This is a genomic window from Alkalicella caledoniensis (assembly GCF_014467015.1).
Lineage (GTDB): Bacteria > Bacillota > Proteinivoracia > Proteinivoracales > Proteinivoracaceae > Alkalicella > Alkalicella caledoniensis.
In genome coordinates this window covers 2,874,184-2,899,878 of record NZ_CP058559.1, presented here as the reverse complement: position 1 = coordinate 2,899,878, position 25,695 = coordinate 2,874,184, and the positions used below count along the sequence as shown (strand labels likewise).

26 protein-coding genes are annotated in these 25,695 nt (G+C 35.6%); 9 read left to right on the top strand and 17 right to left on the bottom strand.

Annotation, left to right across the window (positions count from 1 at the left end; translation table 11 throughout):
- Window positions 1-6: 6 nt before the first annotated feature.
- From HYG86_RS14255 to HYG86_RS14225, 7 genes are all read right to left on the bottom strand, one after another.
- The gene (locus HYG86_RS14255) at window positions 7-1,089 is read right to left on the bottom strand and encodes a sensor histidine kinase (RefSeq protein WP_213166252.1); all 1,083 of its coding nucleotides are present in this window, start codon (window positions 1,087-1,089) and stop codon (window positions 7-9) included.
- Window positions 1,090-1,103: 14 nt separating this feature from the next.
- A complete protein-coding gene (locus HYG86_RS14250; RefSeq protein WP_213166251.1) occupies window positions 1,104-1,790 on the bottom strand; it encodes an ABC transporter permease in 687 nt (228 codons plus the stop codon).
- Complete coding sequence (locus HYG86_RS14245; RefSeq protein ID WP_213166250.1) at window positions 1,790-2,551, bottom strand: hypothetical protein; 762 nt, start codon at window positions 2,549-2,551, stop codon at window positions 1,790-1,792. The genes HYG86_RS14250 and HYG86_RS14245 overlap by 1 nt, the downstream gene beginning before the upstream one ends.
- A 2-nt stretch (window positions 2,552-2,553) precedes the next feature.
- Window positions 2,554-3,495: an ABC transporter ATP-binding protein gene (locus HYG86_RS14240; protein WP_213166249.1), complete on the bottom strand. Its 942-nt coding sequence runs from the start codon at window positions 3,493-3,495 to the stop codon at window positions 2,554-2,556.
- A gap of 282 nt (window positions 3,496-3,777) precedes the next feature.
- Window positions 3,778-4,752, bottom strand: a complete 975-nt coding sequence (locus HYG86_RS14235) for a DapH/DapD/GlmU-related protein (RefSeq protein ID WP_213166248.1) — start codon at window positions 4,750-4,752, stop codon at window positions 3,778-3,780.
- Window positions 4,753-4,821: 69 nt separating this feature from the next.
- Window positions 4,822-5,364 carry a tocopherol cyclase family protein gene (locus HYG86_RS14230; RefSeq protein ID WP_425489225.1) on the bottom strand — a complete coding sequence of 181 codons (543 nt, stop codon included), beginning with the start codon at window positions 5,362-5,364 and terminating at the stop codon, window positions 4,822-4,824.
- A gap of 160 nt (window positions 5,365-5,524) precedes the next feature.
- The gene (locus HYG86_RS14225; RefSeq protein ID WP_213166247.1) at window positions 5,525-5,803 is read right to left on the bottom strand and encodes a hypothetical protein; all 279 of its coding nucleotides are present in this window, start codon (window positions 5,801-5,803) and stop codon (window positions 5,525-5,527) included.
- Window positions 5,804-6,016: 213 nt separating this feature from the next.
- On the opposite strand from HYG86_RS14225, the gene HYG86_RS14220 reads away from it, so the two are divergent.
- Together HYG86_RS14220 and HYG86_RS14215 are read left to right on the top strand one after the other, a co-directional pair.
- Window positions 6,017-6,910, top strand: coding sequence for a helix-turn-helix transcriptional regulator (locus HYG86_RS14220; protein ID WP_213166246.1), 894 nt, complete (start codon window positions 6,017-6,019; stop codon window positions 6,908-6,910).
- A gap of 95 nt (window positions 6,911-7,005) precedes the next feature.
- Window positions 7,006-7,269: a zinc ribbon domain-containing protein gene (locus tag HYG86_RS14215; RefSeq protein WP_425489224.1), complete on the top strand. Its 264-nt coding sequence runs from the start codon at window positions 7,006-7,008 to the stop codon at window positions 7,267-7,269.
- Window positions 7,270-7,433: 164 nt separating this feature from the next.
- Here the strand turns inward: HYG86_RS14215 and HYG86_RS14210 are convergent, their stop codons facing one another.
- The 5 genes from HYG86_RS14210 to HYG86_RS14190 all read right to left on the bottom strand — a co-directional run bounded on the left by HYG86_RS14210 (window position 7,434) and on the right by HYG86_RS14190 (window position 12,995).
- Window positions 7,434-8,366 (bottom strand): transketolase family protein, encoded by a 933-nt coding sequence (locus HYG86_RS14210; protein WP_213166244.1) that lies wholly within the window; start codon window positions 8,364-8,366, stop codon window positions 7,434-7,436.
- Window positions 8,359-9,195, bottom strand: a complete 837-nt coding sequence (locus tag HYG86_RS14205; protein WP_213166243.1) for a transketolase — start codon at window positions 9,193-9,195, stop codon at window positions 8,359-8,361. The genes HYG86_RS14210 and HYG86_RS14205 overlap by 8 nt, the downstream gene beginning before the upstream one ends.
- 111 nt (window positions 9,196-9,306) lie before the next feature.
- The gene (ulaA, locus tag HYG86_RS14200) at window positions 9,307-10,566 is read right to left on the bottom strand and encodes a PTS ascorbate transporter subunit IIC (protein WP_213166242.1); all 1,260 of its coding nucleotides are present in this window, start codon (window positions 10,564-10,566) and stop codon (window positions 9,307-9,309) included.
- Between the two features lie 15 nt (window positions 10,567-10,581).
- A complete protein-coding gene (locus HYG86_RS14195; protein WP_213166241.1) occupies window positions 10,582-10,863 on the bottom strand; it encodes a PTS sugar transporter subunit IIB in 282 nt (93 codons plus the stop codon).
- A 20-nt stretch (window positions 10,864-10,883) separates the two neighbouring features.
- On the bottom strand, window positions 10,884-12,995 hold the full coding sequence (locus HYG86_RS14190; RefSeq protein WP_213166240.1) for a BglG family transcription antiterminator: 2,112 nt from the start codon (window positions 12,993-12,995) through the stop codon (window positions 10,884-10,886).
- A 237-nt stretch (window positions 12,996-13,232) separates the two neighbouring features.
- On the opposite strand from HYG86_RS14190, the gene HYG86_RS14185 reads away from it, so the two are divergent.
- From HYG86_RS14185 to HYG86_RS14160, 6 genes are all read left to right on the top strand, one after another.
- Entirely contained in the window at window positions 13,233-13,907 is a 675-nt protein-coding gene (locus tag HYG86_RS14185; RefSeq protein WP_213166239.1) for a transaldolase family protein, read from the top strand.
- A gap of 271 nt (window positions 13,908-14,178) precedes the next feature.
- On the top strand, window positions 14,179-15,471 hold the full coding sequence (locus HYG86_RS14180) for an HlyC/CorC family transporter (RefSeq protein WP_343064120.1): 1,293 nt from the start codon (window positions 14,179-14,181) through the stop codon (window positions 15,469-15,471).
- A 40-nt stretch (window positions 15,472-15,511) separates the two neighbouring features.
- On the top strand, window positions 15,512-16,594 hold the full coding sequence (locus tag HYG86_RS14175) for an AI-2E family transporter (protein WP_213166237.1): 1,083 nt from the start codon (window positions 15,512-15,514) through the stop codon (window positions 16,592-16,594).
- 281 nt (window positions 16,595-16,875) lie between these two features.
- Window positions 16,876-17,244, top strand: a complete 369-nt coding sequence (locus HYG86_RS14170) for a GntR family transcriptional regulator (RefSeq protein ID WP_213166236.1) — start codon at window positions 16,876-16,878, stop codon at window positions 17,242-17,244.
- A 4-nt stretch (window positions 17,245-17,248) separates the two neighbouring features.
- On the top strand, window positions 17,249-17,947 hold the full coding sequence (locus HYG86_RS14165) for an ABC transporter ATP-binding protein (protein WP_213166235.1): 699 nt from the start codon (window positions 17,249-17,251) through the stop codon (window positions 17,945-17,947).
- Window positions 17,941-18,759 (top strand): ABC transporter permease, encoded by an 819-nt coding sequence (locus tag HYG86_RS14160; RefSeq protein ID WP_213166234.1) that lies wholly within the window; start codon window positions 17,941-17,943, stop codon window positions 18,757-18,759. Before HYG86_RS14165 ends, HYG86_RS14160 begins: the two co-directional genes overlap by 7 nt.
- Before the next feature lie 126 nt (window positions 18,760-18,885).
- Here HYG86_RS14160 and HYG86_RS14155 read toward each other — a convergent pair whose 3' ends face one another.
- Window positions 18,886-19,530 carry an SH3 domain-containing protein gene (locus tag HYG86_RS14155; RefSeq protein ID WP_213166233.1) on the bottom strand — a complete coding sequence of 215 codons (645 nt, stop codon included), beginning with the start codon at window positions 19,528-19,530 and terminating at the stop codon, window positions 18,886-18,888.
- A 207-nt stretch (window positions 19,531-19,737) separates the two neighbouring features.
- Here HYG86_RS14155 and HYG86_RS14150 point away from each other — a divergent pair, with 207 nt between their 5' ends.
- Window positions 19,738-20,724 carry an AIR synthase family protein gene (locus HYG86_RS14150; RefSeq protein ID WP_213166232.1) on the top strand — a complete coding sequence of 329 codons (987 nt, stop codon included), beginning with the start codon at window positions 19,738-19,740 and terminating at the stop codon, window positions 20,722-20,724.
- A 77-nt stretch (window positions 20,725-20,801) separates the two neighbouring features.
- Here the strand turns inward: HYG86_RS14150 and HYG86_RS14145 are convergent, their stop codons facing one another.
- From HYG86_RS14145 to malX, 4 genes are all read right to left on the bottom strand, one after another.
- Complete coding sequence (locus tag HYG86_RS14145) at window positions 20,802-21,305, bottom strand: ECF transporter S component (RefSeq protein WP_213166231.1); 504 nt, start codon at window positions 21,303-21,305, stop codon at window positions 20,802-20,804.
- A 258-nt stretch (window positions 21,306-21,563) separates the two neighbouring features.
- A complete protein-coding gene (locus HYG86_RS14140) occupies window positions 21,564-22,865 on the bottom strand; it encodes a BglG family transcription antiterminator (RefSeq protein ID WP_213166230.1) in 1,302 nt (433 codons plus the stop codon).
- A gap of 32 nt (window positions 22,866-22,897) precedes the next feature.
- Complete coding sequence (locus tag HYG86_RS14135) at window positions 22,898-24,055, bottom strand: MalY/PatB family protein (RefSeq protein ID WP_213166229.1); 1,158 nt, start codon at window positions 24,053-24,055, stop codon at window positions 22,898-22,900.
- A 51-nt stretch (window positions 24,056-24,106) separates the two neighbouring features.
- Window positions 24,107-25,642, bottom strand: a complete 1,536-nt coding sequence (gene malX, locus HYG86_RS14130; protein WP_213166228.1) for a maltose/glucose-specific PTS transporter subunit IIBC — start codon at window positions 25,640-25,642, stop codon at window positions 24,107-24,109.
- Between the last annotated feature and the right edge of the window lie 53 nt (window positions 25,643-25,695).

Sequence of the window (25,695 nt, the reverse complement as noted above, 5' to 3'; positions counted from 1 at the left end):
TCCCTTCTATTCAATGGGTAGCACACATATTAGGCGAAATCCCTTGCTGGTGTCTGCTGAAATATTACCTCCAACAGCTGCAGCCCTTTGTTTTAGGTTCCTCAAACCGATCCCTGGTGCTTTTATGTCTCCTTTCACCCCGTCATTTTCAACGGACAGTCTAACTATGTACGGGGTTACATCTAATGCAACATGAACATTTTTGGCATCAGAGTGACGCACTATGTTTGTTAGTGCTTCCTTTAGACATGGCTCTAGGATACTCCATAGGTAGATTGGCACTTTGGATGTATCACCGTGGACTTCAATGTTGATAGGGCAAAGGGTGAACTCATCACATAATTTCTGAAGGTATTGTACACCTACTGTGGTCAGTGGAGCTAGATTATGAACAGATTCCCTTATCTTTTCTATCCCACTTTCTAGCCTTTTCATGGATTCACTGAACATTTCTTTACATTGTTTTGGATCATCTAGCATTCCCTCTACAACTTGAAGTGACATGTAGGCAGCGATTATCTCATGTCCTGCGTTGTCGTGTATTTCCCTGGCAATCCTAGCCCTTTCTGATATCTCAGCCATCCTTACCACTTGTACGTTGGCAACTAGAAGATCATCTTTCATGCTTTCTAATTCATACCTCTTTTTGCTATCTTCATCCCTTTGATATACTGCTTTTTCTGTTTCTAACTTCCAGCCTAATAGTGCGGTTCCAACAAAAAGGCTTTGGGCTATTACAATTAGCAAAAAGTAGTCATTGAAGTTATATAGGGCATAGATAAGTGCTGGGAGAATTGCTACTGGGAATTTTAGTAGGATTGTGTCAAAAGCAATCAGACCTAGCCCGTAGATACCCTCATACCAAAAAAATGATATGGCTATACATGCAGCTTGGTCTATTAGCAAAGTCCATTTAAGTTTTTCAAAGCGCCATCTAAGCAGCATCATTATAGTCAAAAATAATATGAAAAAGAATCCTACCCCACTGCCGTCAGTAAAAAACCATAGCAAGTAGAGTAAGATTATACCTAAGTTTTTATATAGAATTCCTACTAGTTCTAGTGAGTAGCTATTTTTCTTTTCAACCATCGTTACACCTTCAGTTACTCTATTCTTCTTTTACTTCCGTATAGAAGGAAAGCTATTATAAACATTAACATTATACCAATTGATAACCAAAAGGATCGAAAGTCTCCATGGTAGGTTATTATTGATATTGCATTTGAAAACCAATAGATGGGGAATATCATACCCATTTTCCTTATGAGGTCTGGAAGCAACTCCAGTGGCACAAATACTCCACCTAAGATTCCCATCAGTGATATGACGATACTAAAGATGGCATCGGATAGTTCCTTGGATTTGAAAACTGAATTCCATGCTAGGGAAAACCCGATGGAGGCCCCTGCAAAAACAGTATAACATACAACGAGCATTAAATATAACTCTAATCCCCAACCATATATCTGTGAACCTATGGTTAATACTAATAATATCTGTGCCATTATTATCACTAGATAAGCTAGCAGGTTTTGAGACAAATACTTTAGTGTGGATACTGGGGCTGCGAATATTCTTGTCACTGTCCCGCTTACCCGATCTGTCATTATTGTACGTACTAGTATGAAAGCCACGAACATGATTACCATACCAAACATGCTGAATCCCATGGTCGTTTCTTCTCCCCAAAAAGGAGGTGCTAACAATAGTAGAATAGGAAATAAGGTTAAGATAGCTAAGGTGAATTTATCCCTGAGAGCTCTTTTTATGGCGAAGAAAAATATTGTCATTATGCCAGTTTCCTCCTTCCTAACCTTATTACAATAAGTCCTAAAATTACGATTATCACTGCTATCCCCACAAGACCTATGATAATATCCGATATTGAAGGTGCAAGAAATCCAGATGCTTTAATGGCCGTCTGTCCTAGTGCAAATGGTGAGCCGTATTCCCTCATAAATATAAAGAAAGCATTTTGAGGAAGGTCAAACATAAGGCCACCCAGTGCAGCCATGAGCCATGCACTTACCCATGATAGGGTCTCTGTTAAGCTTACTTTTTTAACTAAAAAGAAGAACATTACATTTAGTAACACAGAAAATATTGCCACAAGTATTATAACAGCCAGTGTTACTATATAGTTACCCCAATAAGCCTCCATGAATAGAGAGGTAAACCCAACTACCAGTATACCCTGAATAATCATGAAAACTGCACAACTGGCTAATGCTGCGAATGCTAGGATATGTGTGGGTACAGGTGTTGATTTCAGTCTCCATTTCATGTCTTTTACGAAGTCGTTGTTCAGATAATGAAGCACATACAGCCCACCATTTAATTGAAATAAAAGTAGCATGCCTATGCTTATATGTGTTGTAACCATGTTGTAACCGTTGACAATAATTGCTTCATCGGTATTGTTTGAGTAAATATAGCTCAGTATTGCTGTTATGACAATTGGTATAACAGTGAAAATCAAAATTCCTAGTTTGTCCCTTGTTATACGTTTAAAGTAGTGCCTAAAAGCTATGGTAAACATAGATAGGTTCATTGCTATACCTCCTCACCGTCACGTAGTTTTTTCCCTGTGAGCGTCAGGAATACATCTTCAAGGGTTGGTTTATCTGCAGAAACATTAGATACTCCCCCGTGTTTTTGAGCAACTGATAGTACCCTATTTAGATTGCCTGATCCTGCGCTAGAAATTATCACATATTCAGAGCCAGTCTGAACGATATTTTTTACCCCTTGGATGGCTTTTAGTTCATCCGTTAATTCTTCAGATGCAAATTCCACTGTAATTTTTATCTTTTCTTCATGTTGTATTCTTTTGATTAGCTCCTCTAGGGTCCCTTGTGCGATTATATGCCCCTGGTCCATGATGAGTATTCTTGTGGATATTGCTTGTACTTCTTCCATGTAGTGGGATGTGTAAAGTACTGTGGTACCCTTAGCTGCCAGACGTTTTACAGATTCTAGTATATAGTTACGGGATTGTGGGTCAATACCCACAGTTGGCTCGTCCATGATAATGAATTCAGGTTGATGGACTAATGCACAAGCTATGTTTAGTCTTCTGGACATTCCACCTGAAAATGTTTTGGGGTATTGCTTTGCACGTTCAGTCAAACCCACAAACTCCAATGCTTCTTCTACCCTTTTGTTTAACTCTGCACCCTTTAAGCCATACAGTCCTCCAAAGAATCTTAGGTTTTCTGCAGCTGTAAGTTCCTCAAAAACAGTAACTTCTTGGGTTACTAACCCTATATTGGCTTTAAGCTTGAGGTTGTTAATGCTTTGTTTTTTACCCATAAGCTTTATGTCCCCTGATTCAATGTCAATTAACCCAGCTAAAGCCCTGATTGCTGTTGTTTTCCCTGCTCCATTTGGCCCTAGTAAACCTATAATTTCCCCTTTGTGAATTTCAAATGACACATTGTCTAGTACTACTTTATTTTTATAACGCTTAATCACATTTTCTAAATTTGCTATCATAAGAGCACCTCCATAATTGATCTGTTGTTATGTTTATTATAAGCTTTAGCTATTTTGTCTAGTAGTGATTAATGTCATGTGTTTTGAAAGCCCGGAAAGACCCGGGTCAGGCTTGAGGAATTTAGTTTCTAGCAGAAAAACTAGCATCTTTTGAAAATGCTAGTTTTTTATTATGCTTTACTTTTAATTAACTGCTATCGTGGCATCTAGGTGATTAAAGCTTTTTCTCATAGCCCACCGCCCTCTTAAAATTTAAATATCCCGTGCAAAAATATAATCATTTCATTTATAAACCCAAGGGGGAGTAGTTTGCTTGGTTTCGAGTGTTCCTAGCTTTTTTGCTGGAAATCCTTCGATAATACTATTGTCTGGGAATTCACTTCTTTGTTTTACTAAACTCCCAGCTTTTACCATACAATTTATGCCTATCTTACTATAGTCACTGATATTTACTCCTGATTCTATAATGGTCCCATGTCCTATTACTGTGCCATGAATTATTGAGCTTGGACCTATGATTACGTTGTCTTCTATTATCAGTTCGTTATCTGGCAAGAGGTGCAGTACACAGTTTTCTAATATCTGTACATTGTTTCCTATCCTTACTGGTCCATGGGTATCTCCTATAATTTTTACTCCAGGACCTATAACGCAATCATCTCCTATTATAACATCGCCGTTAATCTCTGCTGAGTGGTGAACTTTTGTACTGCTGCTTATATTTGGGAATTTCCCATTTACTTCATGGAGTTTACTCATTTTGTCACCGTCCTGTCTCTTTATATCAAGAATTCCCTCTTCAAAAGGCATTATTGTGATATTGTTGCCCCTTAAGGTTTTTATTCTTTCTTTGTCCTGTTCAGTTAGTTTTCGAATAATCCGGGCAGGCCTCCCCACTACCACCGATTCATCGGGGATTATCATATCCGAGGGTATGATGGTGCTTTCACCTGTTATACACATATCTCCTACTTTGCAGCCAGGCATAAAAATTGTTCCGTTTCCTATTTCACACAAGTCACCGATTTGAGCACCTATAGCTACGCATTTGTGGCCGAACACTGTTTTACTACCTACTATCACAGGGTTGTCTTGTGTCCCGATTATAGTGCTATTTTCTAGCACCCAGCTATGGTTGCCTAATTGAACACTATTATTTTCTGATCTCACAACTGCCCCTTGGGCTATATAGACACCTTTTCCAAAGAGGGCTTGTCCTATGACCTTGGCTGATGAAGCTACTTTTAAATTAGACAATGGGTATCACCTCTTATCTTAATTAGTTGTTATTATAGTTATTCACTTTTATAATATATATTTCCTGCTTTATATTTTAAGTTTTCTATCTGTAACTTCTGTACCGTAGCCTACTATTTCTATGCCTGCATATGGACTAGTGATTTCGGCCATTGTTTTTCCCTTTTGGGTAAGTGTAAGACTTATTTTACCACCTAGGCCTTCTTTTATAGTGTTAGACATTGTCCCTTTAGTAGGTGCTTTAAGGCTTCCTTTTGTGTCAAAAATTGCATGGATGAAGAGTTTTATATCCTTTTTGCTTAATTTTAGTGATACACCATCTTTGTTATGGGATATTTCTAATATTTTTGAGTTATTGTATGTGGCAAAGCGGTATTCTTTTCCATTATGATGAAGGTTAGCTATTAGACCGTTAAATTTCACCCCTAACATGGGGATTTTTGCGATGCTACACATAAAGCTATCACCTTGTTTTTCAAAGTTATTTGCTTGAATCCAGATGTATTGTTCTGGGAATGAGGATCCCCAGTCTTTTTCTATATAGCCGCGATCGTTTAAGAACTCTAAGTGAGTATTTCCATATTTTAAGCGACCATTTACTGAATGATCCATGCTTATTACACCATGGTTGCACTCCATCTTAGGAATGTACGCAAAACACCCCATTATATTTGGATTTATAATAGAAGTGTTTATTTTAGAAAAATTGCCGTATGTAAGATGTCCCTCAATTAATATATTTTCGTTTACAAGGTTAATTTTCGCTTCTCTTTCAGTAAATGAACTTCTCCCAATTTATTTCAAAGGGTTGGTCAGATGCATTAAATGCTTCAATTGGGTATCTGAAGTAATAGGTTTTAACTGGTGGCGATACGATGACCTGGATAAAGCTATGGGAGTCTGACGGGTTTAAGCTAATTCCAGGAATGAAGGAGATTATTTTGTTGGTATTAGCGCTTACTTGTTTATAATACCAACCTTCGAAATAGTGATTGTTATTTATATTTCCCTGGAAAAGTATGGGATTATTTATTTTGTTAAGTTTAGTCATATTAGTTCTCCTATCATTTGATATGGTTTGAAAAGTCACCTTATTTTTTACGTAAGTTAGTACAATTATTAGTTAATGCATTGACCCTTTCACGGAATTTTTTGAGAGGGTTGTGGGATGGTTTTGTGGTTCCCAAGGCTAAAGCCTTGTCTACAGTTATTTGGGCTCTTATCATGGATTGATAATTCAGATATAATAAAGTGGGGTGATTATATGCAACTTAATCGTTTGTTTGAAACCATTTACATACTGCTAAACCGGAAAAACGTGACTGCTAAAGAGCTTTCTGAAAAATTCGAGGTATCCATTAGGACTATCTATAGAGATGTGGAGACGTTATCAGCTACGGGTTTACCTATTTACATGTCTCGTGGCAATGGTGGAGGTATTAGTCTATTGCCTGAGTTTGTCCTAAATAAAACAATTCTATCGGACAGTGAGAAAAATGATATTTTGTCAGCACTTCAAAGTCTAAATGCAGTAAATGCTTCATCTACAAACAACACTTTGTCAAAACTTAGTACCGTTTTTGGTATCGACTCATTGAACTGGATTGAAGTTGATTATTCTGATTGGAGTGACACTAAGAAAACAGTGTTTGAAACCATCAAACAAGCTACTGTAAATAGAACATTACTACATTTTAACTATTATAACAAAAATGGAGATTCAAGCAGGCGAACAGTTGAACCCATTACTTTATGGTTCAAAGACAAGACATGGTACCTTAAAGCATTCTGTCTCAACAAGGATGATTTCCGTGTATTTAAATTGAATAGAATCCAGAACATAGAGGGAACTAATGAACATTTTGAAAAAAAGGATTTTCCCAATATCTCTGCTTCTAAAGAAGTTACTATTCAGTCAACGAAAATAGTTATTAAAGTAGATAGCTCCCAATCCTACCGAGTTTATGATGAGTTTGATGAAAAGGATATTGTTAAAAATGATGATGATACATACACTGTAACTATGAACTTTGTAGAAGACGAATGGGTTTACGGCTATCTTCTATCGTTTGGAAATTATGCCAAGGTTTTAGAGCCACCACATATCAAAGATATACTTGTAGATCGAATGAAAAAAAGCTTAGAAAATTATTCCTAATATGACAAACAGTTGTCATATTAGGAATAGTAGAATAAGATCATAGCAATTGTGCTAAATATGATCTTATTTTGGAGGGTGGAAAAATGGAAAGTATGAAATTTTGTCAAAGTTGTGGAATGCCAATGGGGCAAACAGATGAAATGTATGGGCTAAATGCAGATGGCAGTAAAAGTGAAGATTATTGTAAGTACTGCTACGTGAACGGCAGATTTAATAAGGTGGACGAAACAATGGAAGAGATGATTGAGACCTGCATCCCTTTCATGGTTAAGGAAGGAATTTCTGCTGAAAAGGCCAGAAAAATGTTGGAAGAACAACTTCCAACACTTAAGCGTTGGAGACCCGGTAAGGCTTGATGGATTTAGCCTTCCTCTTGTTCGTAAAAAAACTAGCACAACAGTGCTAGTTTTTTTATGTTTTAATTATGATATTTTTCTAATATTTGGCTTTGGCATCTGGTTGATCAAGGATTGTTGTTTTGTCAACAAGGCTCTTCTCGCAGCCTGACCAGGATCCTATGCTAGTATTCCAGTATTTCCTTTGCCTTGTTCATCACATTCTCCTTGGTTAATCCGTATTTTTCATAGAGGTCTTGGGGTGAACCTGATTCTCCAAATGTGTCGTTAACTGCTATTCCTTTTACTTTGCAAGGGGATTGCTGGCTAGTAATTTCACAAACTGCACTATACAAACCTCCGTATAAGAAATGGTCTTCAGCTGTTACTATCCCTGCAGTTTCTTTTGCTGCCTTTATAATCAGTTCCACATCTATGGGTTTAATTGATGACATATTTATGACCCTAGCTTCTATACCTTCTTTTTGTAGTGCTTTTGCCCCTTCGTATACCACTCCAACCATGGACCCGTGGGCCATAAGTGTGATATCATGACCATCTTTTATTGTATAGCCTTTACCAATCCTAAACTCAATGTTTTCATCAAAAAGCAATGGGCATTCCTTTCTTCCTATTCTGACATACACAGGCCCTTTGTGTTCTAATGCTATAGCCACTGCCTTTTTTGTTTCCACTTGATCCGATGGGGCTAGCACCACCATATTTGGCAGCTCTCTCATTAGTGATATATCATCTAAACACTGATGTATTGCCCCATCTGCCCCTATAGCTAATCCTGGGTGTGTAGACATTATTTTGACATTTGAGTTTGAGTAAGCTACTACCTGCCTAATCTGGTCATAAACCCTCCCTGGTGCAAAACATGCAAATGTACTAACTACTGGTACAAAGCCACTTCGTGCTAAGCCAGCTGCCATTCCAATCATGTTTTGCTCAGCTATACCTGTATTTAAATATCTTTCAGGATATTTCTTAGAAAAATGGATGGTTTTTGTAGCTGTAGCCACATCCCCATTAAGGACAAAGATATCTTTGTTTTGTCCTAGGTCAGCTAGTATTTCCCCATAGGCATCCCTAGGTGCAATTATTTTAGTCATTTAGGGTCACCTCCATTTTTTCAAGCTCTTCTAATGCCCCTTTGTATTCTTCTTGGGTCAATTTTTGTGCATGCCAGGGAACACTATTTTCCATAAATGATATCCCTTTCCCCTTCACAGTATTAGCAAGGATTATATTTGCTCTACCTACTTTTATATTATCAAAAGCCCTTTTTATATCTTCAAAGTCATGACCGTCTATTTCTATAACATTTTGATCAAAGGCTTCTAGTTTCTGTTTTAATTTAAATGCGCCCAGCACCTCATCTATGCAGTCATCTAGTTGTAACCTGTTGTAGTCAATTATAGGTATCAAATTGTCTAATTTTAACCGCCCTTGCATCATTAAAGCTTCCCAGTTTTGTCCTTCTTGCATCTCTCCATCTCCGACTATGACGAATACTCTATTGCTCATGTCCTTTCTTTTATATCCTAGGGCCATTCCCAGTGCAAAGGACAGTCCTTGCCCTAATGAACCTGTGCTACATTCTACCCCAGGTAATACATCAGCGTGGGTATGACCTTGAAGTCTTGAGTTTACTTTTCTATATGTCTTTAGTTCTTCCTTTGGAATGTACCCCCTTTGCGCTAAAACACAGTAATAACCTAAGGATGCATGGCCTTTACTTAGTATGAATATATCTCTATCATTCTTCCAAGGTTTTTTGGGGTCTATATTCATTTCCTCGAAGTATAGATATATCATCATCTCTAATGCTGAGAAAGACCCACCTAGGTGTCCTGAGCCCACTGTTATTTGTGTTTCCATACAGTCTTTTCTAGCTTGTATAGCTAGTTTTTTTAAGGTTATTAGCTTACTTTTTCTCATGTAACCACCTCATTTGATAAGTCATTTGATCAATGATATTGTTTATAGAGAATAAAGAGACCGTATAAGGGGCTGTATTTTTTTTTACCCCTCATACGGTCCTTTGTATAATTAGTTCATAAACAGTTTTGCTAGGTTACCAAGTAAAATTCCCACTATACCGAAGTCAGCGTCACTAAAAGTTGTGTTGGCAAATCCTAAATCACCAAGTACTGGCATTAGTAATACTGGTAGGAATGTTATTAAGAGGCCTTGAGCAAATGCTCCTATAACCGCACCACGTCTACCACCTGTTGCGTTACCGAATACCCCGGCAGTTGCCCCACAGAAAAAATGTGGCACTACCCCTGGGAGGATAACTGTGGCATCTAGGCTAATCAATATGAACATACCAACGATACCTGCTACGAAACTAGATAAAAATCCTATTAGTACTGCATTTGGAGCATATGGAAATACTACTGGGCAGTCAAGGGCAGGTTTTGCATCTGGAACTAATCTCTCAGATATTCCTTTAAATGCTGGGACTATTTCGGCTAGGATTAAGCGTACACCTTGTAGTATTACATAAACTCCACCAGCAAAAGTGATTGCTTGGATTATGGCAAAAATAATATGATTTTGTCCCCCACTTAAATCACTAACAAATGCAGCCCCACTACCTACTGCTACTATGATGTAAAATATACCCATAACTATTGCAACTGCCACTGTGCTGTCCCTTAGGAAGCCAAGACCTTTAGGGAAATTCATTTCTTCTGTAGATCTAGAGCCCTTACCTACTAATTTTCCAACCCAAGCAGAAAGCACATAACCTGCTGTACCGAAGTGACCAAATGCCACATCATCAGTTCCAGTTATTCTTCTCATGGTAGGTTGGGCTATAGCTGGGAAAAATGCCATTGTCAAACCTAGTACTAATGCACCTATTAAGATAAGTACAAAGCCTTCTAATCCTGATACCATTAAAATAACTGCTATTAGACATGCCATATAAAGGGTATGGTGCCCTGTTAGGAAGATATATTTAAGCCTAGTAAATTTTGCAATTAGTATGTTTGCAAGCATACCAAATGCCATTATATATGCCGTTGTTGTACCGTATGTTTCAAGGGCTAATGCAACAACTGCCTCATTATGTGGAACGACTCCTTGAACATTGAATGCCTGTTGGAACATAAGTCCGAAGTTTTCTAGGGCTCCTACTGCTATTCCAGCCCCTCCACCAAGTACTAAGAAACCAAGAATGGTCTTGATGGTTCCTTTCAAAATATCTGATGTAGATTTTTTCTGCATTACAAGTCCTAATAAAGCTATAAGACCAACTAATATTGCAGGTACACTAAGGATGTCGAGAATCAGCTTTAACATTTTTCATTCCTCCTTTTATAGTAATCCTTTTTGTTTCAGCATCCCTTCTAATTTCTCCCGTAGTTCATTTAAGTCGATCATACTGTTCAGGGAAATGGTATCACCTAATGAAGTTAAATTACTTGCTATATCCCTTGTTCCTATATAAATATCTGCTTTGATTGTAGCTGCTGAAGAAAGATCACAGTGATCCACCTCAAAGTTTTCTACCCCTAACTCTTTTAAAACTTTAACTACATTCATTTCCATCATGAAGCTGCTTCCTAACCCACTACCACACGCCACCAAAATCTTCATTTTTCCACCTCCTCTTTTTTTTACTTTTGAGAGTAGCTTTGCACTATTGATATAACATCTTCAGTTTTTTTGGCGTTGATTACATCTGAAAGGTCTTTATGGTTTAATAACAAATCCATAAGTTGTGATAAAGCTTTTAGATGCCCTTTGTCATCCTCTGCTCCAAAGACTATCACAAGCTTTACTGGATCATTGGTTTCACTTCCGAATTTGATGGGCTCTTTCAAAGTCAAAAGACTCATGCATACTTTACTGACACCATCTTCAGGTCTTGCATGGGCTAAAACTATGCCAGGGGCAACAACCATATATGGCCCTAGCTGTTGAAAGTTATCAAAGATGGCCTTTACATAACTTTCTTTTATCATATCTTTGTCTAGGAGTAACTGAGCTGCAGCTAAGATAGCCTCTTTCCAATCTGTAAATTCTTTATTTAGTTTGATGGTATCTTTAGTCAATAGGTCTCCAAGCATTTTACTCTTCCTTTCTTCATAGGTTTTGAATCCATTGCCTTTTATGGTGTATAAAAGTTCTACTTCTAATTGTTGTCTATCTAAGATAGCGCAGTTTCTTTCGATGACATGCAGTAGCTTTTCAAGGGTTATTTCTTCGTCTTTTCTCGTATATCTCGCTCTGATGTGTTGACTAAGTTTTTCTATATCCCTTCTGGTGAGCAATGTACTTATCTTTATATACTCATTTTCAGATAAATCAGGTATATCAATGGTGCTTACAATAAGGTCGTAATCTCTTTTTGCTAATGTTTTTGCTGCCCGGCTTGAGACATAGCCTACAATTTCAACCTCAAATTCCCTTTTTAGTTGTGTTCCTAGAATTTTAGCAGTACCTATCCCTGTACCACATACTAAAATAATTCTAGCAGGGTTTGCTTTGCGTTCCTTATGATTTTCAAGGGCGGCACCAAAATGAAGGGTTATATACGATATTTCATGTTCACTTATTTCGGAGTTGATGTACTCTTCAAGGTGTTTACAAACTAATTTTGTATTTAAAAATAGGTCTTTGTACTTAGTCACTATTTGCTCAAAGAGAGGGTTGTATAGTTTAAGTCCAAATTTCACCCTGTAAATAGCGGGTCTTAGATGGACAAGTAATCCTTCTAGAACAGTCCTTTTTTCTTTAAAGGTAATACCATAGATCTTCTCGATTTCTTCAGTCATCTTATACGCAACATCGCTTAATCCATCTTCTTGTCTCACTTCTGAAGATTTAAATGTTTTAGCACCTAGAAGGTGAAGGGCTATGTATTGAATTTCTTCCTTAGGTACTTTTATGGAAAATTTCTTTTCTATCTCTTTTACCATTTTTTTCGCGACTTCAAAATCTTTGCTGTTTTCATCTGTTCTAAATATGTTATCAGGTAGGTACAATTTTTTATTTAGCTGTATCCTTTTAATCATGATTGATAGATGTGTGAGCAAGTTACTGTATGCTTCATCACTGAATTCTCTTAGTAGTTCTTTTTCTGCAAAGATAAGTAAGTTATTTAAGAAATCTATGTCAACTTCTGAAAAGAGGATATCAAACTGTAAATTATTGAGTTTACTTTGCGCTACCTTGTTGTTAACATAGCTAAATATCTCTTCGGTGGATATTGTTTCGGAGGTAACTTCTATTATGACCTTCCGTTTATCTATTTCAGCACCTTCTACGTATAGTCCAACCTTAGGCTTTCTTATCAATTTCAAACTTCTATTTTCAAGCCATTTTTCAATACTATTTAGCTCTTTTAACACAGTATTTCTTGAAATACTTAGCTTTTGTTCAAAGTAACTGATGTTTATAGGTTCTGTAGCTTGTATGAGTTTAGTTATCATGAACTTAGGTCTTTCTTCTTTTGAATAAAAGTATTTGAATGGAGTGTCATTACATATAACCTGATCAATGAATTTTTTTATCCCATCATTTTCTTTAAGCCTTATCCCCTTGTTGTGCTGTTTTTCAAATGGTCCATATCCATTTTGTCTCATAAAGGTTTCAAGCTTATCAATATCATTCCTAATAGACCTAGCGGTAACATTAAATGCCTGTGCCAGATCAGATACTTTGGTGTAGTCTCTATTTTTCTTCAGATATTGGAGTATCCCTAAACACCTTTCATTTAGTTCCATTTTTTCACCCTTTTCTGCTTCTTTAATTGAAAAATTGAACTATTAATCTATATTACATTTGTGTTTTACTAAATTATATTGGGAACTAAAAGGATTATTCCATCTCAGTTTACATTTAGCTTCCTATTCAACGGGGAAATTTTGAACTAATGGTTATAATTTATTTGACCAAATGGGAATAAATCCAGACTTGGTCAATATAAAATTAATAAATAGCTCAGTTGAAGGAGGTATATTATGCTTTTATTACTAGATACAGCAAATCTAGAAGATATTAAGAAAGGGATAGATTTGTACCCTATAGAGGGAGTAACAACAAATCCTTCTATTATTGCTAGGGAGAACACCAATTTTCTAAGTCGAATATGTGATATAAAAGATACTATTGGTTCCGGCAGGATGCTTCATGTCCAGACAGTGGGGTTGAAGGCTGACGATATTGTTAGAGAGGGAGTATATTTGAATCAGCTGATGGGTGATAATTTTTATGTGAAAATACCTGTAATTCCAGAGGGAATCAAGGCAATGAAGGTACTCAAAAGCATGGGTGTTGCTACAACTGCTACAGCTATTTTTACACCACAACAGGTAGTGATGGCAGCTAGGGCTGGTGCTAGTTATGCAGCACCATATATCAACAGAATTGATAACATAATAGGTGATGGAGTCAAGGTAGTTGAAGATATATCTAGAATTATTTCAACTCATAATCTAGATATAAAGGTGCTTGGGGCAAGTTTTAAAAACACTGAGCAAATCCACAAAGCATGCTTAGCAGGCGCCCACACAATTACCGCTCCCCTTGATTTAGTTGAGACTCTAGTAAACCATCCTCTTACAGGGGCAAGTGTAGAAAAATTTAGCATTGAGTGGGAAAGTGTGTATGGGAAAAAGCTTACTTATGACTTTTAGAGTTTCTGCTATTAAAAAAATCTCCCTTGACGATTAGTCAAGGGAGATTTTTTTGCATTGTTAAAAGTGGTTTTACATCTACCCAAACTCTTTATGGCGATATTGGTAAAGATACATTTGAGATATATGACCTTATTCACTTTGCATCCCAAATGATGCTAATTCTTCACAGTGGGCAGAAAGTGAATTACTCTGCCTGACCCGGGACCACGTGGTTAAATAAATCTCCACTATTTTGGTAAAGTGTGATAAAATATTCATAAAAAGGAGAGTGAGATTATTGGACCCTGATAGTATATGGCAATTTGTATTGCTAATGGCTTTGTTGATGCTTTCTGCTCTATATTCTTCATCTGAGACGTCATTAATGGCGTTGAGTAAAATCAGAATTATAAACTTAGTAGAGGAAAAAGTTAAAGGAGCTAAGTTGTTACAAAAAATAACAGAAAACCCTAATAAGCTCCTTGGGACCATATTAGTTGGTAATAATATTGTTAATATAGCAGCATCTTCAATAGCTACTTCGTTAGCGATTCATTATTATGGTGATAAGGGTGTTACTATATCCACAGTAGTTATGACTATTTTAGTTTTAATATTTGGCGAAATTACCCCTAAAACTTTTGCTTCACAAAACTCTGAAAAAGTAGCTTTAAGGGTTTCTAAGACTATCAATATATCTATGTATCTATTAAGCCCTATTACAAAATCTATCAATTTTCTTACAGATTTTTTGATTCGCCTTTTGGGGGCAAATCCTGACGAAAATAGAACATTGATTACTGAAAAAGAATTAAAAACAATGATAAATGTCAGCCATGAAGAGGGCATTTTAGAAGTAGAAGAACATCAAATGATACAGAATGTTTTTGATTTTTCAGATGTTCATATTAAAGATGTCATGATTCCAAGGACTGAAGTTTGTTTTATTAGTCACAGTTCAACTTATAATGAAGTTTTAGAGCTTTTTAAACGTGAGCAATTTTCAAGATTGCCTGTATATGAAGGAAATTCTGATAATATTATTGGGATTTTAAATATAAAAGATTTATTATATGTAGATGACCCATCAAGTTTTTTAGTAAGTGACTCTATGAAAACTCCTCATTTTACCTATGAGTTTAAATTAGCTAGGGATCTTTTTGAAGAAATGAGAAGTAAGAAAAGTAGAATGGCCATAGTTTTAGATGAATATGGTGGAACTTCAGGTATTGTAACTATTGAAGACTTAGTTGAAGAAGTTTTTGGAGATATTGAAGATGAATATGACGATGACAATGAAGAAATTTTAGCAGTGAAAGAAAACGAATATATTGTATACGGAACTGTAAGGATTGATATGATCAATGAATTTATTGGTATCTCAATTGATACTGATAAATTTGACACAGTGGGAGGATTTATTGTTGGTGAATTAGGTTACTTACCCCATGTAGGATATATTTTAGAATTGGGTGAGTTGCAATTCGAAATACTCCAATTGAAAAAGAATAGAATTGAAAAACTGAAACTAAGTTTGTTAGGCAATAATAAAAGTTGGGAAAGAAACGAAGAGGCAGTTTAATAAAATACCTCTTAAAGGGTATAAAGTGGAGGGTATGAGTGTGTGGTATAAAGGTGGCTTTTTTAAATATTCAACGGGTTTTATTTTGGTGCTCTTAATAATATTTCTATTAGGGCAAGTGGATTTCATTTTTACTCCTATGATTAATGCCCTTATGGTTGTGGCACTTCCATTAATAATAACAATGTTGTTTTATTATCTTCTTCGTCCCCTGGTTCATTTTCTAATGAAAAAGCGTGTCCCCAAACTTGTAGCTATTTTCGCAAGCTTTCTTACAACAATTGCGCTCCTTGTTTTAATAGGGATTCTTGCAGGAAATACTATAATTAATGAATTTAATCAATTTCTAATTGAGGAACTACCAAGGGTTGTAAATGTTTCAGAAATGGCTATAACAGACCTTATTAAATCGGGCAATCTAGATTTCTTAGCAACTGATGATGCTATACAAAGGGCCAGCAATTTCTTTGAAAAAAGTTTACCTGTCATAGGCGAAAGCGTCTTCTCCGGAATAAGCACAGTGGCAAGTACAGTGACGGCTTTGCTTATAGTTCCTTTTATCTTATTTTATTTCTTAAAGGATGATAAGATTTTTGCAAGAAAAATTATTAACTTTTTCCCCAAAGATTACAAGGATGAAGCTAGGGATATTCTAGTGGATATTGATAATACATTGTCATCGTATATTACAGGGCAAGCAATTGTTTGCCTTATCATAGGTGTCTTTATGTATTTCGGATATACGGTAATTGGGCTGAAATATGCTTTGGTTCTTGCTCTTTTTTCAATGATCACTGCTATAATTCCTTTTTTAGGTCCTATTCTTGGGATTATCCCTGCTATCTTAGTAGGCTTATCATATAATTATGTTATGATGATAAAAATCCTAATAGTTATGATTATAGTTCAACAGCTAGAAGGAAACCTTATCACTCCCCAAATAATGGGTAAAAGAATACAAACACATCCTGTAACGATTATTATGGTCATACTTATTTCAGCCTCACTATTTGGATTTGCGGGTATTCTTCTTGCCATACCAACCTATGCAGTATTAAAGGTTCTTATAAGAAATGCCTTGGAGATATATAGGATTATGAAAAGGAAAAGTACAGAAATTTAAGTGACTTTACAAACAAAATATGAAACTATAAATAAAAATCAGCTGGGAGTGTTAGTCCTAGTTGATTTTTTTATATTGTTCTCCCCTTTTAGTCTAATTTTGAATTGTATTCCTTTATTTCTATGCACAACTCTTAGGGGTAGTTTCAACATTAAGCTTTTTTTTTGTAAATGGCTCTTTCTTATTATGTTAAAATTTTCTCAATAAAAGTTTGACAAATTAGAAATGATTGTGTATTATTGTATTAAGCGCTTAGTACAATAATACAAAGGAGTGATAAGATGACTTGGGATCTTCAATCTGATCGTCCTATATATACTCAACTGATTGAACAAATTGAGCTAAAAATCTGCTCAGGGGGCTATCCCCTTGGGTCAAAGTTACCTTCTGTTAGAGATTTAGCAAAAGAAGCATCGGTTAATCCCAATACTATGCAAAGAGCACTTGCAAAGCTTGAAGAGGACGGTCTGTTATATTCCAACCGCACCAGCGGTAGATTTGTTACGGAGGATAAGAGTATGGTGAAAAAAATTAAAACCAAAATGGCCCAGGATCACATTCAACATTTTCTAAGTAAAATGTCGGAATTGGGTTTTGAACACGAAGAGGTTTTAGAGATTCTATCTACCATGTCAAAAGAGGGGGAATAATGTTATGAGTAATATCCTTGAATGTAATAACTTAAGTAAGAGTTTTGGCTCTAAAAAAGCCTTGAAAAATGTAAGTCTAGCAATACCTAGGGGTAAGATTGTTGGTCTTTTAGGGCCAAACGGAAGTGGAAAGAGTACTTTAATAAAGATTTGCAATGAACTTCTAACACCTTCGGAGGGTGAAATATTAATCTCCGGCCAGAAACCAGGTATTGGTACAAAAAAAATAGTTTCATACCTTCCCGAGAGAACTTATCTAAATGATTGGATGAAGGTTTCTGAACTGGTTAGTTTCTTCACAGATTTCTATGAGGATTTTGATGCAGATATAGCCTATGATATGTTACAGCGATTAAGTATAAATCCTCAGGATAGATTAAAAACAATGTCTAAGGGTACTAAAGAAAAGGTTCAATTAATTCTTGTCATGAGTCGCAAGGCTGAGCTTTATCTGTTAGATGAGCCCATCGGAGGAGTAGACCCTGCTGCTAGGGACTATATTTTAGATACTATAATCAATAACTACAATGAAAATGCTACTATTATTATATCCACCCATTTGATTTCAGATATTGAGAAAATCTTAGATCACATTGTTTTTCTTAAGGATGGCCAGGTATTCCTTTCAAAAGGGGTAGATGAGATTCGTGAAGAATCAGGTAAATCTGTAGATTTATTGTTTAGGGAGGTATTTAAATGTTAAAAAGACTTCTTAAGTGGGAAATCAAGGCTACAGCAAGGCTTTTTGTTCCCCTATATGTTACACTTATTTTGTTTGCAGTGATAAACAGGTTATTAAAACCATTTTATCTTATTGAATCCTCTAGTTCCTTTAGTTTGCAGCTACTAATAAGCTATATCACAATTTTTGCTTACTTCGCTCTTATAGTTGGTGTTGTGGCAATGACTTTGATTATAATGATTCAAAGGTTTTACAAAAGCCTACTTGGAGATGAAGGTTATCTGATGTTCACATTACCAACCCAGACATGGAAACATGTTTTTAGTAAACTGTTAGTTGCTACTCTCTGGACAGTAGTAAGTATAGTTACAACCTTCACCTCAATTATTATAATTTCCGGAGTAAAACTAGGAGATATCTTCAGAGCGCCAGCGGGAAATGAATCATTTTTAGCTGCTCTTAAAGAGATAACTGGAGTGTTTGGTTCTTTTGGGGTTTCTATGGTTCCAGTTATGAGTATTATAGGTATTATTGTTAATATATTGATGATATACACTGCTATTAGTTTGGGGCACTTGTTTCAAAAAAATAAACTTATTGCATCATTTGCAATGTATGCTTTAGTATATATGTTTAATCAATTTGTGACTGGTTTTACTATTTTTACTTTTGGTACTTTATTTTTCCGCCAAAACTTAGGTAACATGACAGAGCCACCTCCCTCAACTTTTTCGACCATTTTCTTGGCCATTGCCATATATTTATTGATTTCGGCGGCGGCATACTTTACTGTTACCACAACTTTGCTACATAAAAAATTAAATCTAGAATAAAATCTTTCAGATTCAAGACACAACAGCCCAGACCCGCAACGTATATTTAATACGTGAGGGTTCTGGGCTGTTGATGTAACAAAAATTTTATGTTTTTCAAAGGCTTGACTTGATTAGAAGAGTTTGTTAGTTATTGCTTTCATCATCTGAGCCTTCTCCATTTTCATCATCAGGCTCAGTTGTTTCGTCGGGTTCACTTGGTTCACTTGGCTGAGTAGGTTGAGTAGGTTGTCTTGGCTGAGTTGGTTGAGTTGGTTGAGTTGGTTGAGTTGGTTGAGTTGGTACTGTTGAAGTTAAATAACTTCCAAGGACGTACCCTGTTTGTCCATTATAGTCTATTTGTACCCATCCATTGTTTACTTCTCCAGTTACTGTTACTTTTTCGTCAGCATTGTAGTATCCGATTCTTTCACTTTCCGTTGTTGCATCACTTCTTACGTTTAACCCATGGGTTGTATACATTGTTTTAGATGTGGGGTTTATGCCTGATTTTTCCGCAACAGTTTTTGTTTCGTCTTCCACATCTACTTGGTCAATGGGTTCTTCTGATTCATCCTCTTCCCCAGGTTCTTCATTGGCTTCTTCTTCAGAGTCTTTATCTTCATCCATATCTGATGTCTCTGGCAATCTATTTTCTATAGCTCCAGTATATCCTTCTGCCTGTGCTAACTTTCTTGAGTTTTCTACCCACCTTTGGTTTCCAAATGCTATGGTTACTAAGGTTATAAAAAGCATTAATAATAATGCAATGGTTAGTTTTCCCTTTTCCATACTCTCCCTCCTTCAAAACTGCAATATAATGTATAATTCGACAGTTTTGATGGAAATCCTTTCTTTTTTAGGTTCTTTTGTGTCTTATGTTTAGCAAGAGGCAATATTTAAGTGTCAAAAGTCTATTTAAGCTTGTTATGCTAAATGCTAATTTTTAGATATGGTTGTGTTATAATGTTATCATATGTAAAAAAGCGAGGTGTCCACATGAAAATCGGCAAAATACCCAGTGATGTACTACGTAGAATAGTTTATTCAAATATTACCCACCATAGGCCAGAAGTTTTGGTTAGACCTAATATAGGTGAGGATTGTTCTGTAATTGATTTTGGAGAGTATGTATGTGTGCTGAGCACTGATCCAATAACAGGTACAACGAAGGATATAGGTAGCTTAGCTGTACATATTTCGTGTAATGATATTGCTTCAAATGGAGTTGACCCTTTGGGGATAATGCTTACAATTCTAGCACCTCCATCAACAACTGAAGAGGAATTGGCACAGGTTATGGCAGACGCGAATAAAGCAGCGGCGTCTATTAATGTTGAAATCATTGGTGGGCATACGGAAATCTCATCTGCGGTCAATCAAATGATAATAAGTGGAACAGCAATAGGTAGACAGTTAAAGGGTCAAGTGGTTGTTTCTAAAGGTGCTCAGTTGGGGGATGTGGTTATTATGACTAAGCATGCTGGCTTAGAAGGTGCCTCTATAATAGCAAAGGAGCTTGAAGAAAAACTTACAACAATACTCACTTCTGAGGAGATTTTTAACGCTCAGTCCTTTTCCCATGATATAAGTGTTGTAACTGAAGGAGTCTTAGCTTGGAAAATTGGTGTGAGTAGTATGCATGATGTTACTGAAGGTGGTATATTAGGTGCTATCTGGGAACTAGCAGAAGCTTCAGGTTTAGGTGTGGAAGTATATTTAGATAGTATACCAGTTAAAGCTGAAACATTAAAAATATCTGAGTTTTTGTCCTTGGATCCATATAGGTTAATTTCCAGTGGTGTCATGGTAATGACCATTTCAGAAGATAAGCTTAGTACGTTGTTAGCAACCCTTAAAGATAGTGGAATAGATGTAACTGTGGTTGGAAAGATAGTTTCTGAAGGCAGGGTCATTTTGAAGGGCGATGAAAGAAAGCCCTTAGACCCACCAGATGTTGATGAACTATACAAAGCATTAGGGTAAAGTCTTATGAATAAAAGCTCCCTAAAGAGTATCAGATCCAAATCTGCTACTCTTTAGGGAGCTTTTTGTTTTTATCATTATCTAAAATTAGATGATACTCGTTTAATGATTGGTGCTAGGGGAAAGGTTAAGGCTATGGCTACAATTCCCTGAACTATGTTAAGTGGTGCGTCCGCTATGGCCGCAGGAAAGTCATACAAAAATGCAGCGGTAAAAAAGTACCCCACGTTAAGGACTAGTATTGCTAGCCCTAGCATAAGGAAAACCTTATAGCTTTTAAAACCGTATTTTAAGAAAGCTATAGAAGCAAGGCCCACTAAATACCCTTCTAATCCTTTTATTAAGAAAGTAAAGGGCGCCCAAACTGCATATCCCAAGGTAATATCTGCTAAAGCAGAGCCAATGGCACCACTTGTAAGCCCTGCCACAGGACCAAAAACTAAAGCAATAGAGAAAATAACAGCGTCTCCTAGATTTATGTAGCCAAAAGCCATGGGAAATCCAATATAGGTAGTAACTATTGCTACAAGGGCTATAAATAAAGAATAAATTACTAATAGTTGCTGTTTATTTTTTTTCATATTCATCCTCCTAATTCTATTATATCTTATATAATAATTGTTTATTATCTTACTTAAAACTAGCTAAAGTACAAAATCTTAACTGTATGCATACAGTTTATCCTCCATCCTTGTTTAGTTCTTGCTTTTATTAATCTTGTTATGAGTCTGACTATCCGAAAGAAGGCTTATAACAAGACTTAACTATTTTAAATATACAAAAAATAGCACATTGACTTAAGCAATGTACTATTTCCTTTATAATTTATGGTATTAACATCAAATATCATTTTTTATTGCTTCCTCGTACTCTTTCAAAAGATCACTTACTAGCTTATCCCTATTTTTCACATAACAATTTGATTCTACGATTTGTAATAATCTAGACAAACTAATTTTTTTGGATTTTTCTCTTTGAATCACATCATCAATGAGATTTGAGATATAGGCTACCTCATTGTCAGTTAGCCTTTCATTTAATAGATCTGCTTTGCTGACACAAAAGCTTTCCACAATAAAGAATATCTGATTGTATACTTTTATAGTGTTCAGACTAAAATTGTTCTTCAGTCTATAAACAGCAGGTATTAAGTATGAAACAATTGAATCACGCAGCTCATTATTTTTCGATAACTCCACTTTTTCTTCCTTCTCTATATTTTGAAGTAACTTATTTGTGAAATCCTCTATATTTCTTTTAGATATATCATCATCTAAATTTTCCTGACCACTAATAAAGTATTCTGTTAAATGAGCTATCTCATATTTCATATCACTTGGTATTATGCCCTTCAATACGTTACCTACAATTGAAAACTCTCTGGTTTTTTTTAGTATATGAAAATTATTCTTTTTCCAAATATACTTACCTTCATTTATTCTTTCTAGGGTGACCATTAGGTAAATTACAAGTAATTCTTTTATTTCCTCATTAAATACACAGTTAAATCTTGCTTCTATTTCGTTCACTTTACTGCTAATAAGTTGCACTTGGTTTTGATTCATCGTTGATAAAATAAATTCATTGTTATAGTAGTAGTAGTTTTTGTAGTCATCCTTTATTGCTATTCTGTTATTAGCTAGAAAAAAATACTGTCTAATTTTCTCCATCTTTAGATGCCTAAGTTTTTTCTCGTTACCACCTACATAGTATCTCATGTTCTTATATTCTAGAGTTAGATCATGTTTCTTGATCACTTCTTGAAATAATAGCATATCTTTTTTTATTGTAGCTCGAGTAACATTGAGTCTCTCTTCTAACTCTCGCAGCGTAGTTCCCTTAACGAATAGATAGTTTAGCAAAATAAACTCTATACGTTCATCAGAATCAAACACATAAAGATTTGAGTATATATAATTTAAAAAGACTTTCAATTCACTCTCTCTTAGATTAAGGGATAGTTTTCTATTTTCCCTTGAAATATTGATACCTAATACCTTTTTTAAGTAATAATCTAAGTTGTTAATTATGTACCTTATATTCCTAGGAGTTGTTGAATAATTAGTTGATAAGTCTTTTATAGATAACGCTCTAGAACATAATACACTCAGTATCTCTATTTCCTTTTTTTTCATAGCCATTGTTATCACCACACAATGATATTAATTTAATACTAAACTTTGATGCTGTCAACTGCTTTTTTTATTCCTTTAATACCATACTCAAGTTTTGACCTAGGGCATCCAACATTTAGTCTAAGCCTATAGCTATCTCCGTATATATCTCCAGACATTATGGCAACGTTACCATTTTTAATTAAGGATTCTTTTAAGGCAGATAGCTTAATGTTAGTTTTTTTAAAGTTTATCCACATCAGAAAAGTCGCCTCAGGAACATAAACCTCTAAACCTTTGTAGCCATCTAGTTCATTAACTACTAATTCGCAATTTTCCCTTACGTAATTATTTAAATCATCTACCCAATAAGCACATTCGTTGTACCCTGTTATCGTTGATAGAACACCAAAAATCGGTGGTGATCCTACTGAATGAACTTCTTTCATTTGCTTAAGGTATTTTCCTCGAATATGTGTATCAGGTATTACAGCGTAAGACCCGCCTAACGAAGGTGTATTAAATGTCTTTGTTGGTGAATTAACACTAATACAACACTGGGCATCAATTTTTAGTACCGATGTGGGCTCTCTTCTTGTGATATCCATATGAACCTCATCGGATATTATATAACCTTTATACTTTTTTGCTAGGCTGATTAACTCCTCTAATTCGTCTTTTTTCCATACCTTACCTGTAGGATTATCTGGATTGCATAGGACTAGTACCTTAATTCCACTTTTAAAACCTTGCTCTATGGTACTTAAATCTGTTTTGAAAATACCTTTTTGGGTTTCTTCAAGAGGAATATTTATTACTTCGTAGTGGGCAAATATCTTACTAAACCCATCATACCTAGGTGTATGTGACATGATTTTTTTGTTTTCACCAGCTAGTAGCTCCATCAAAGTTGAAATAGTATATAAAACTGAAGGTGAGTAAACAACCCAGTCTTTCTTTATACGGGTATTGTACCTTTCTTGGTACCAGTTAACAATTGAATTTTTGTAGTCATCATGATCCCATCGTGAATACCCAAAAATTCCATGGTCTGCTCTTTTTTTTATTTCATTTATTATTTCTACTGGGGCTTGAAAGTCTGTATCAGATATAGAGTAGGGTACAAGAACACTGTTCCCTTTTCCAAATCTATCTTCTATGTAGTCCCATTGAGTACAATAAGTTCCCTTTCTATTTATGACCTTGTCAAAATTCATTTCTATACCCCCTAAAGTAGAAAAAAAGGAGGAAAAATCCTCCTTTTTCCATTATATCAGTTTATCTAGTTGTCTCTTCAACACTTGTACTTTTGGTCCAATTATCACTTGTACGTTCGTCTCATCTAACTTAACTACATTTATAGCCCCTGCTCTTTTTACTGCCTCAACATCAATAATATTTGAATCTTTAACAACCAGTCTAAGTCTTGTAATGCAATTATCTAGAACATCTATGTTGCCTTTACCACCTAAGGCTTCGAGCATAACTTTAGCTGAATAGCCTGCAATATCGCCACTTTCAACAACATTATTACTAACTTCTGAATTTTCCCTACCAGGGGTAGGTATATTTTTCTTCTCAATATACCATTTGAATACAAAGTAATATACTGCAAACCATACTATACCTACCAGTATTACCATATACCATTTTGTCCATGTACCCTGAAGCACACCAAATACAAAGAAGTCAATAATATTACCGTCTGTGTTACCTATGGCTACATTTAGCAATCCCATAACCATAAAACCTAAACCTGTCATGAAGGCATGGAATAGATACAATGCTGGTGCAATAAATAAAAAGATAAATTCTATTGGTTCAGTTATACCTCCCACTGCGGCAGCAATAACTGCTGAAATTAGAAGTCCTTTTATTTTGTTTTTGTTTTCTAAGTATGCAGTTTTATACATAGCAAAAGCGGCACCAGATAAACCAAATAAAAATGTTGGCATTTTCCCTTGAGATAAAAATCTTGTGAATTCTGGAGATACGTATTCTGCTCCCTGTGAGAACTGGTTATAGAATATATTCAAAGCACCGTGGATAGACTCTCCTGATTCTGTTATATATGTACCTCCTGCTTCAGTAAATCTTATTGTAGCAACTAGTATATGATGAAGACCAAATGGCAATAGTAAGCGTTCACCAGCTCCAAACAAAAATGGCCCAAAAGGTCCAGCTTTTTGAATCATATTTCCCACTTGTGCTATACCCCTTGCCATAATTGGCCATACAAATGGTACCATCAAACCGATAATCGCCATTATTAAGGTTGTGGCAATTGCTACAAACCTAGTCCCGCTAAAGAAAGTAAATGCATCTGAAAGTTCAATGTGTTGAAATCTCTCGTGAATAAAAAATACTATAATACCACAGAATAACCCTCCAAGTACTCCTGTATCAATGCTTTGTATACCTAATATCATTTTAGTATCTACAGAATCAAGTATACCCCTTGCAGATAAAAGGAAATTCGTACCTAGATGCATTGCTATAAAACCTACAAGCCCTGCAAAAGCAGCTATTTGCTTATTTTCCCTTGCCATGCCAAGTGGTATCGCCACCGCGAATAACAACGGTAAATATGAAAAAGCAACTAAACTTATACTAATCATAAAATTAAATAATTGTTGTAAGAAAGGTGCCCCTAAAAAAGGAAACATTTCAATAGTTGTTCCACCTGTGAAAGCAGAACCAATTCCTAACAAGATACCCATAGCTGCCAATAGGGCAACTGGTAACATAAAAGTTTTCCCAAGGGTTTGAAAGAACTCCCAAGCACTCATTTTTTTTACACTCATTTATAAATACCCCCTTTTTATTTTATAGTCTCATTATATTGCCAGTAAACATT

Excerpts from the sequence above, each read along its gene's own strand:
- HYG86_RS14205 (WP_213166243.1), bottom strand. The coding sequence starts at position 9,195 with ATGAGAAAAAGTAAGCTAATAACCTTAAAAAAACTAGCTATACAAGCT.
- HYG86_RS14185 (WP_213166239.1), top strand. The coding sequence starts at position 13,233 with ATGCTTTTATTACTAGATACAGCAAATCTAGAAGATATTAAGAAAGGG.
- HYG86_RS14250 (WP_213166251.1), bottom strand. The coding sequence starts at position 1,790 with ATGACAATATTTTTCTTCGCCATAAAAAGAGCTCTCAGGGATAAATTC.
- HYG86_RS14155 (WP_213166233.1), bottom strand. The coding sequence starts at position 19,530 with ATGGAAAAGGGAAAACTAACCATTGCATTATTATTAATGCTTTTTATA.
- HYG86_RS14135 (WP_213166229.1), bottom strand. The coding sequence starts at position 24,055 with ATGAATTTTGACAAGGTCATAAATAGAAAGGGAACTTATTGTACTCAA.
- HYG86_RS14160 (WP_213166234.1), top strand. The coding sequence starts at position 17,941 with ATGTTAAAAAGACTTCTTAAGTGGGAAATCAAGGCTACAGCAAGGCTT.
- HYG86_RS14170 (WP_213166236.1), top strand. The coding sequence starts at position 16,876 with ATGACTTGGGATCTTCAATCTGATCGTCCTATATATACTCAACTGATT.
- HYG86_RS14215 (WP_425489224.1), top strand. The coding sequence starts at position 7,006 with ATGAAATTTTGTCAAAGTTGTGGAATGCCAATGGGGCAAACAGATGAA.
- HYG86_RS14150 (WP_213166232.1), top strand. The coding sequence starts at position 19,738 with ATGAAAATCGGCAAAATACCCAGTGATGTACTACGTAGAATAGTTTAT.
- HYG86_RS14210 (WP_213166244.1), bottom strand. The coding sequence starts at position 8,366 with ATGACTAAAATAATTGCACCTAGGGATGCCTATGGGGAAATACTAGCT.
- HYG86_RS14195 (WP_213166241.1), bottom strand. The coding sequence starts at position 10,863 with ATGAAGATTTTGGTGGCGTGTGGTAGTGGGTTAGGAAGCAGCTTCATG.
- HYG86_RS14220 (WP_213166246.1), top strand. The coding sequence starts at position 6,017 with ATGCAACTTAATCGTTTGTTTGAAACCATTTACATACTGCTAAACCGG.
- HYG86_RS14225 (WP_213166247.1), bottom strand. The coding sequence starts at position 5,803 with ATGACTAAACTTAACAAAATAAATAATCCCATACTTTTCCAGGGAAAT.
- malX (WP_213166228.1), bottom strand. The coding sequence starts at position 25,642 with ATGAGTGTAAAAAAAATGAGTGCTTGGGAGTTCTTTCAAACCCTTGGG.
- HYG86_RS14230 (WP_425489225.1), bottom strand. The coding sequence starts at position 5,364 with ATGGATCATTCAGTAAATGGTCGCTTAAAATATGGAAATACTCACTTA.
- HYG86_RS14245 (WP_213166250.1), bottom strand. The coding sequence starts at position 2,551 with ATGAACCTATCTATGTTTACCATAGCTTTTAGGCACTACTTTAAACGT.
- HYG86_RS14140 (WP_213166230.1), bottom strand. The coding sequence starts at position 22,865 with ATGGCTATGAAAAAAAAGGAAATAGAGATACTGAGTGTATTATGTTCT.
- ulaA (WP_213166242.1), bottom strand. The coding sequence starts at position 10,566 with ATGTTAAAGCTGATTCTCGACATCCTTAGTGTACCTGCAATATTAGTT.
- HYG86_RS14190 (WP_213166240.1), bottom strand. The coding sequence starts at position 12,995 with ATGGAACTAAATGAAAGGTGTTTAGGGATACTCCAATATCTGAAGAAA.
- HYG86_RS14255 (WP_213166252.1), bottom strand. The coding sequence starts at position 1,089 with ATGGTTGAAAAGAAAAATAGCTACTCACTAGAACTAGTAGGAATTCTA.
- HYG86_RS14165 (WP_213166235.1), top strand. The coding sequence starts at position 17,249 with ATGAGTAATATCCTTGAATGTAATAACTTAAGTAAGAGTTTTGGCTCT.
- HYG86_RS14145 (WP_213166231.1), bottom strand. The coding sequence starts at position 21,305 with ATGAAAAAAAATAAACAGCAACTATTAGTAATTTATTCTTTATTTATA.
- HYG86_RS14240 (WP_213166249.1), bottom strand. The coding sequence starts at position 3,495 with ATGATAGCAAATTTAGAAAATGTGATTAAGCGTTATAAAAATAAAGTA.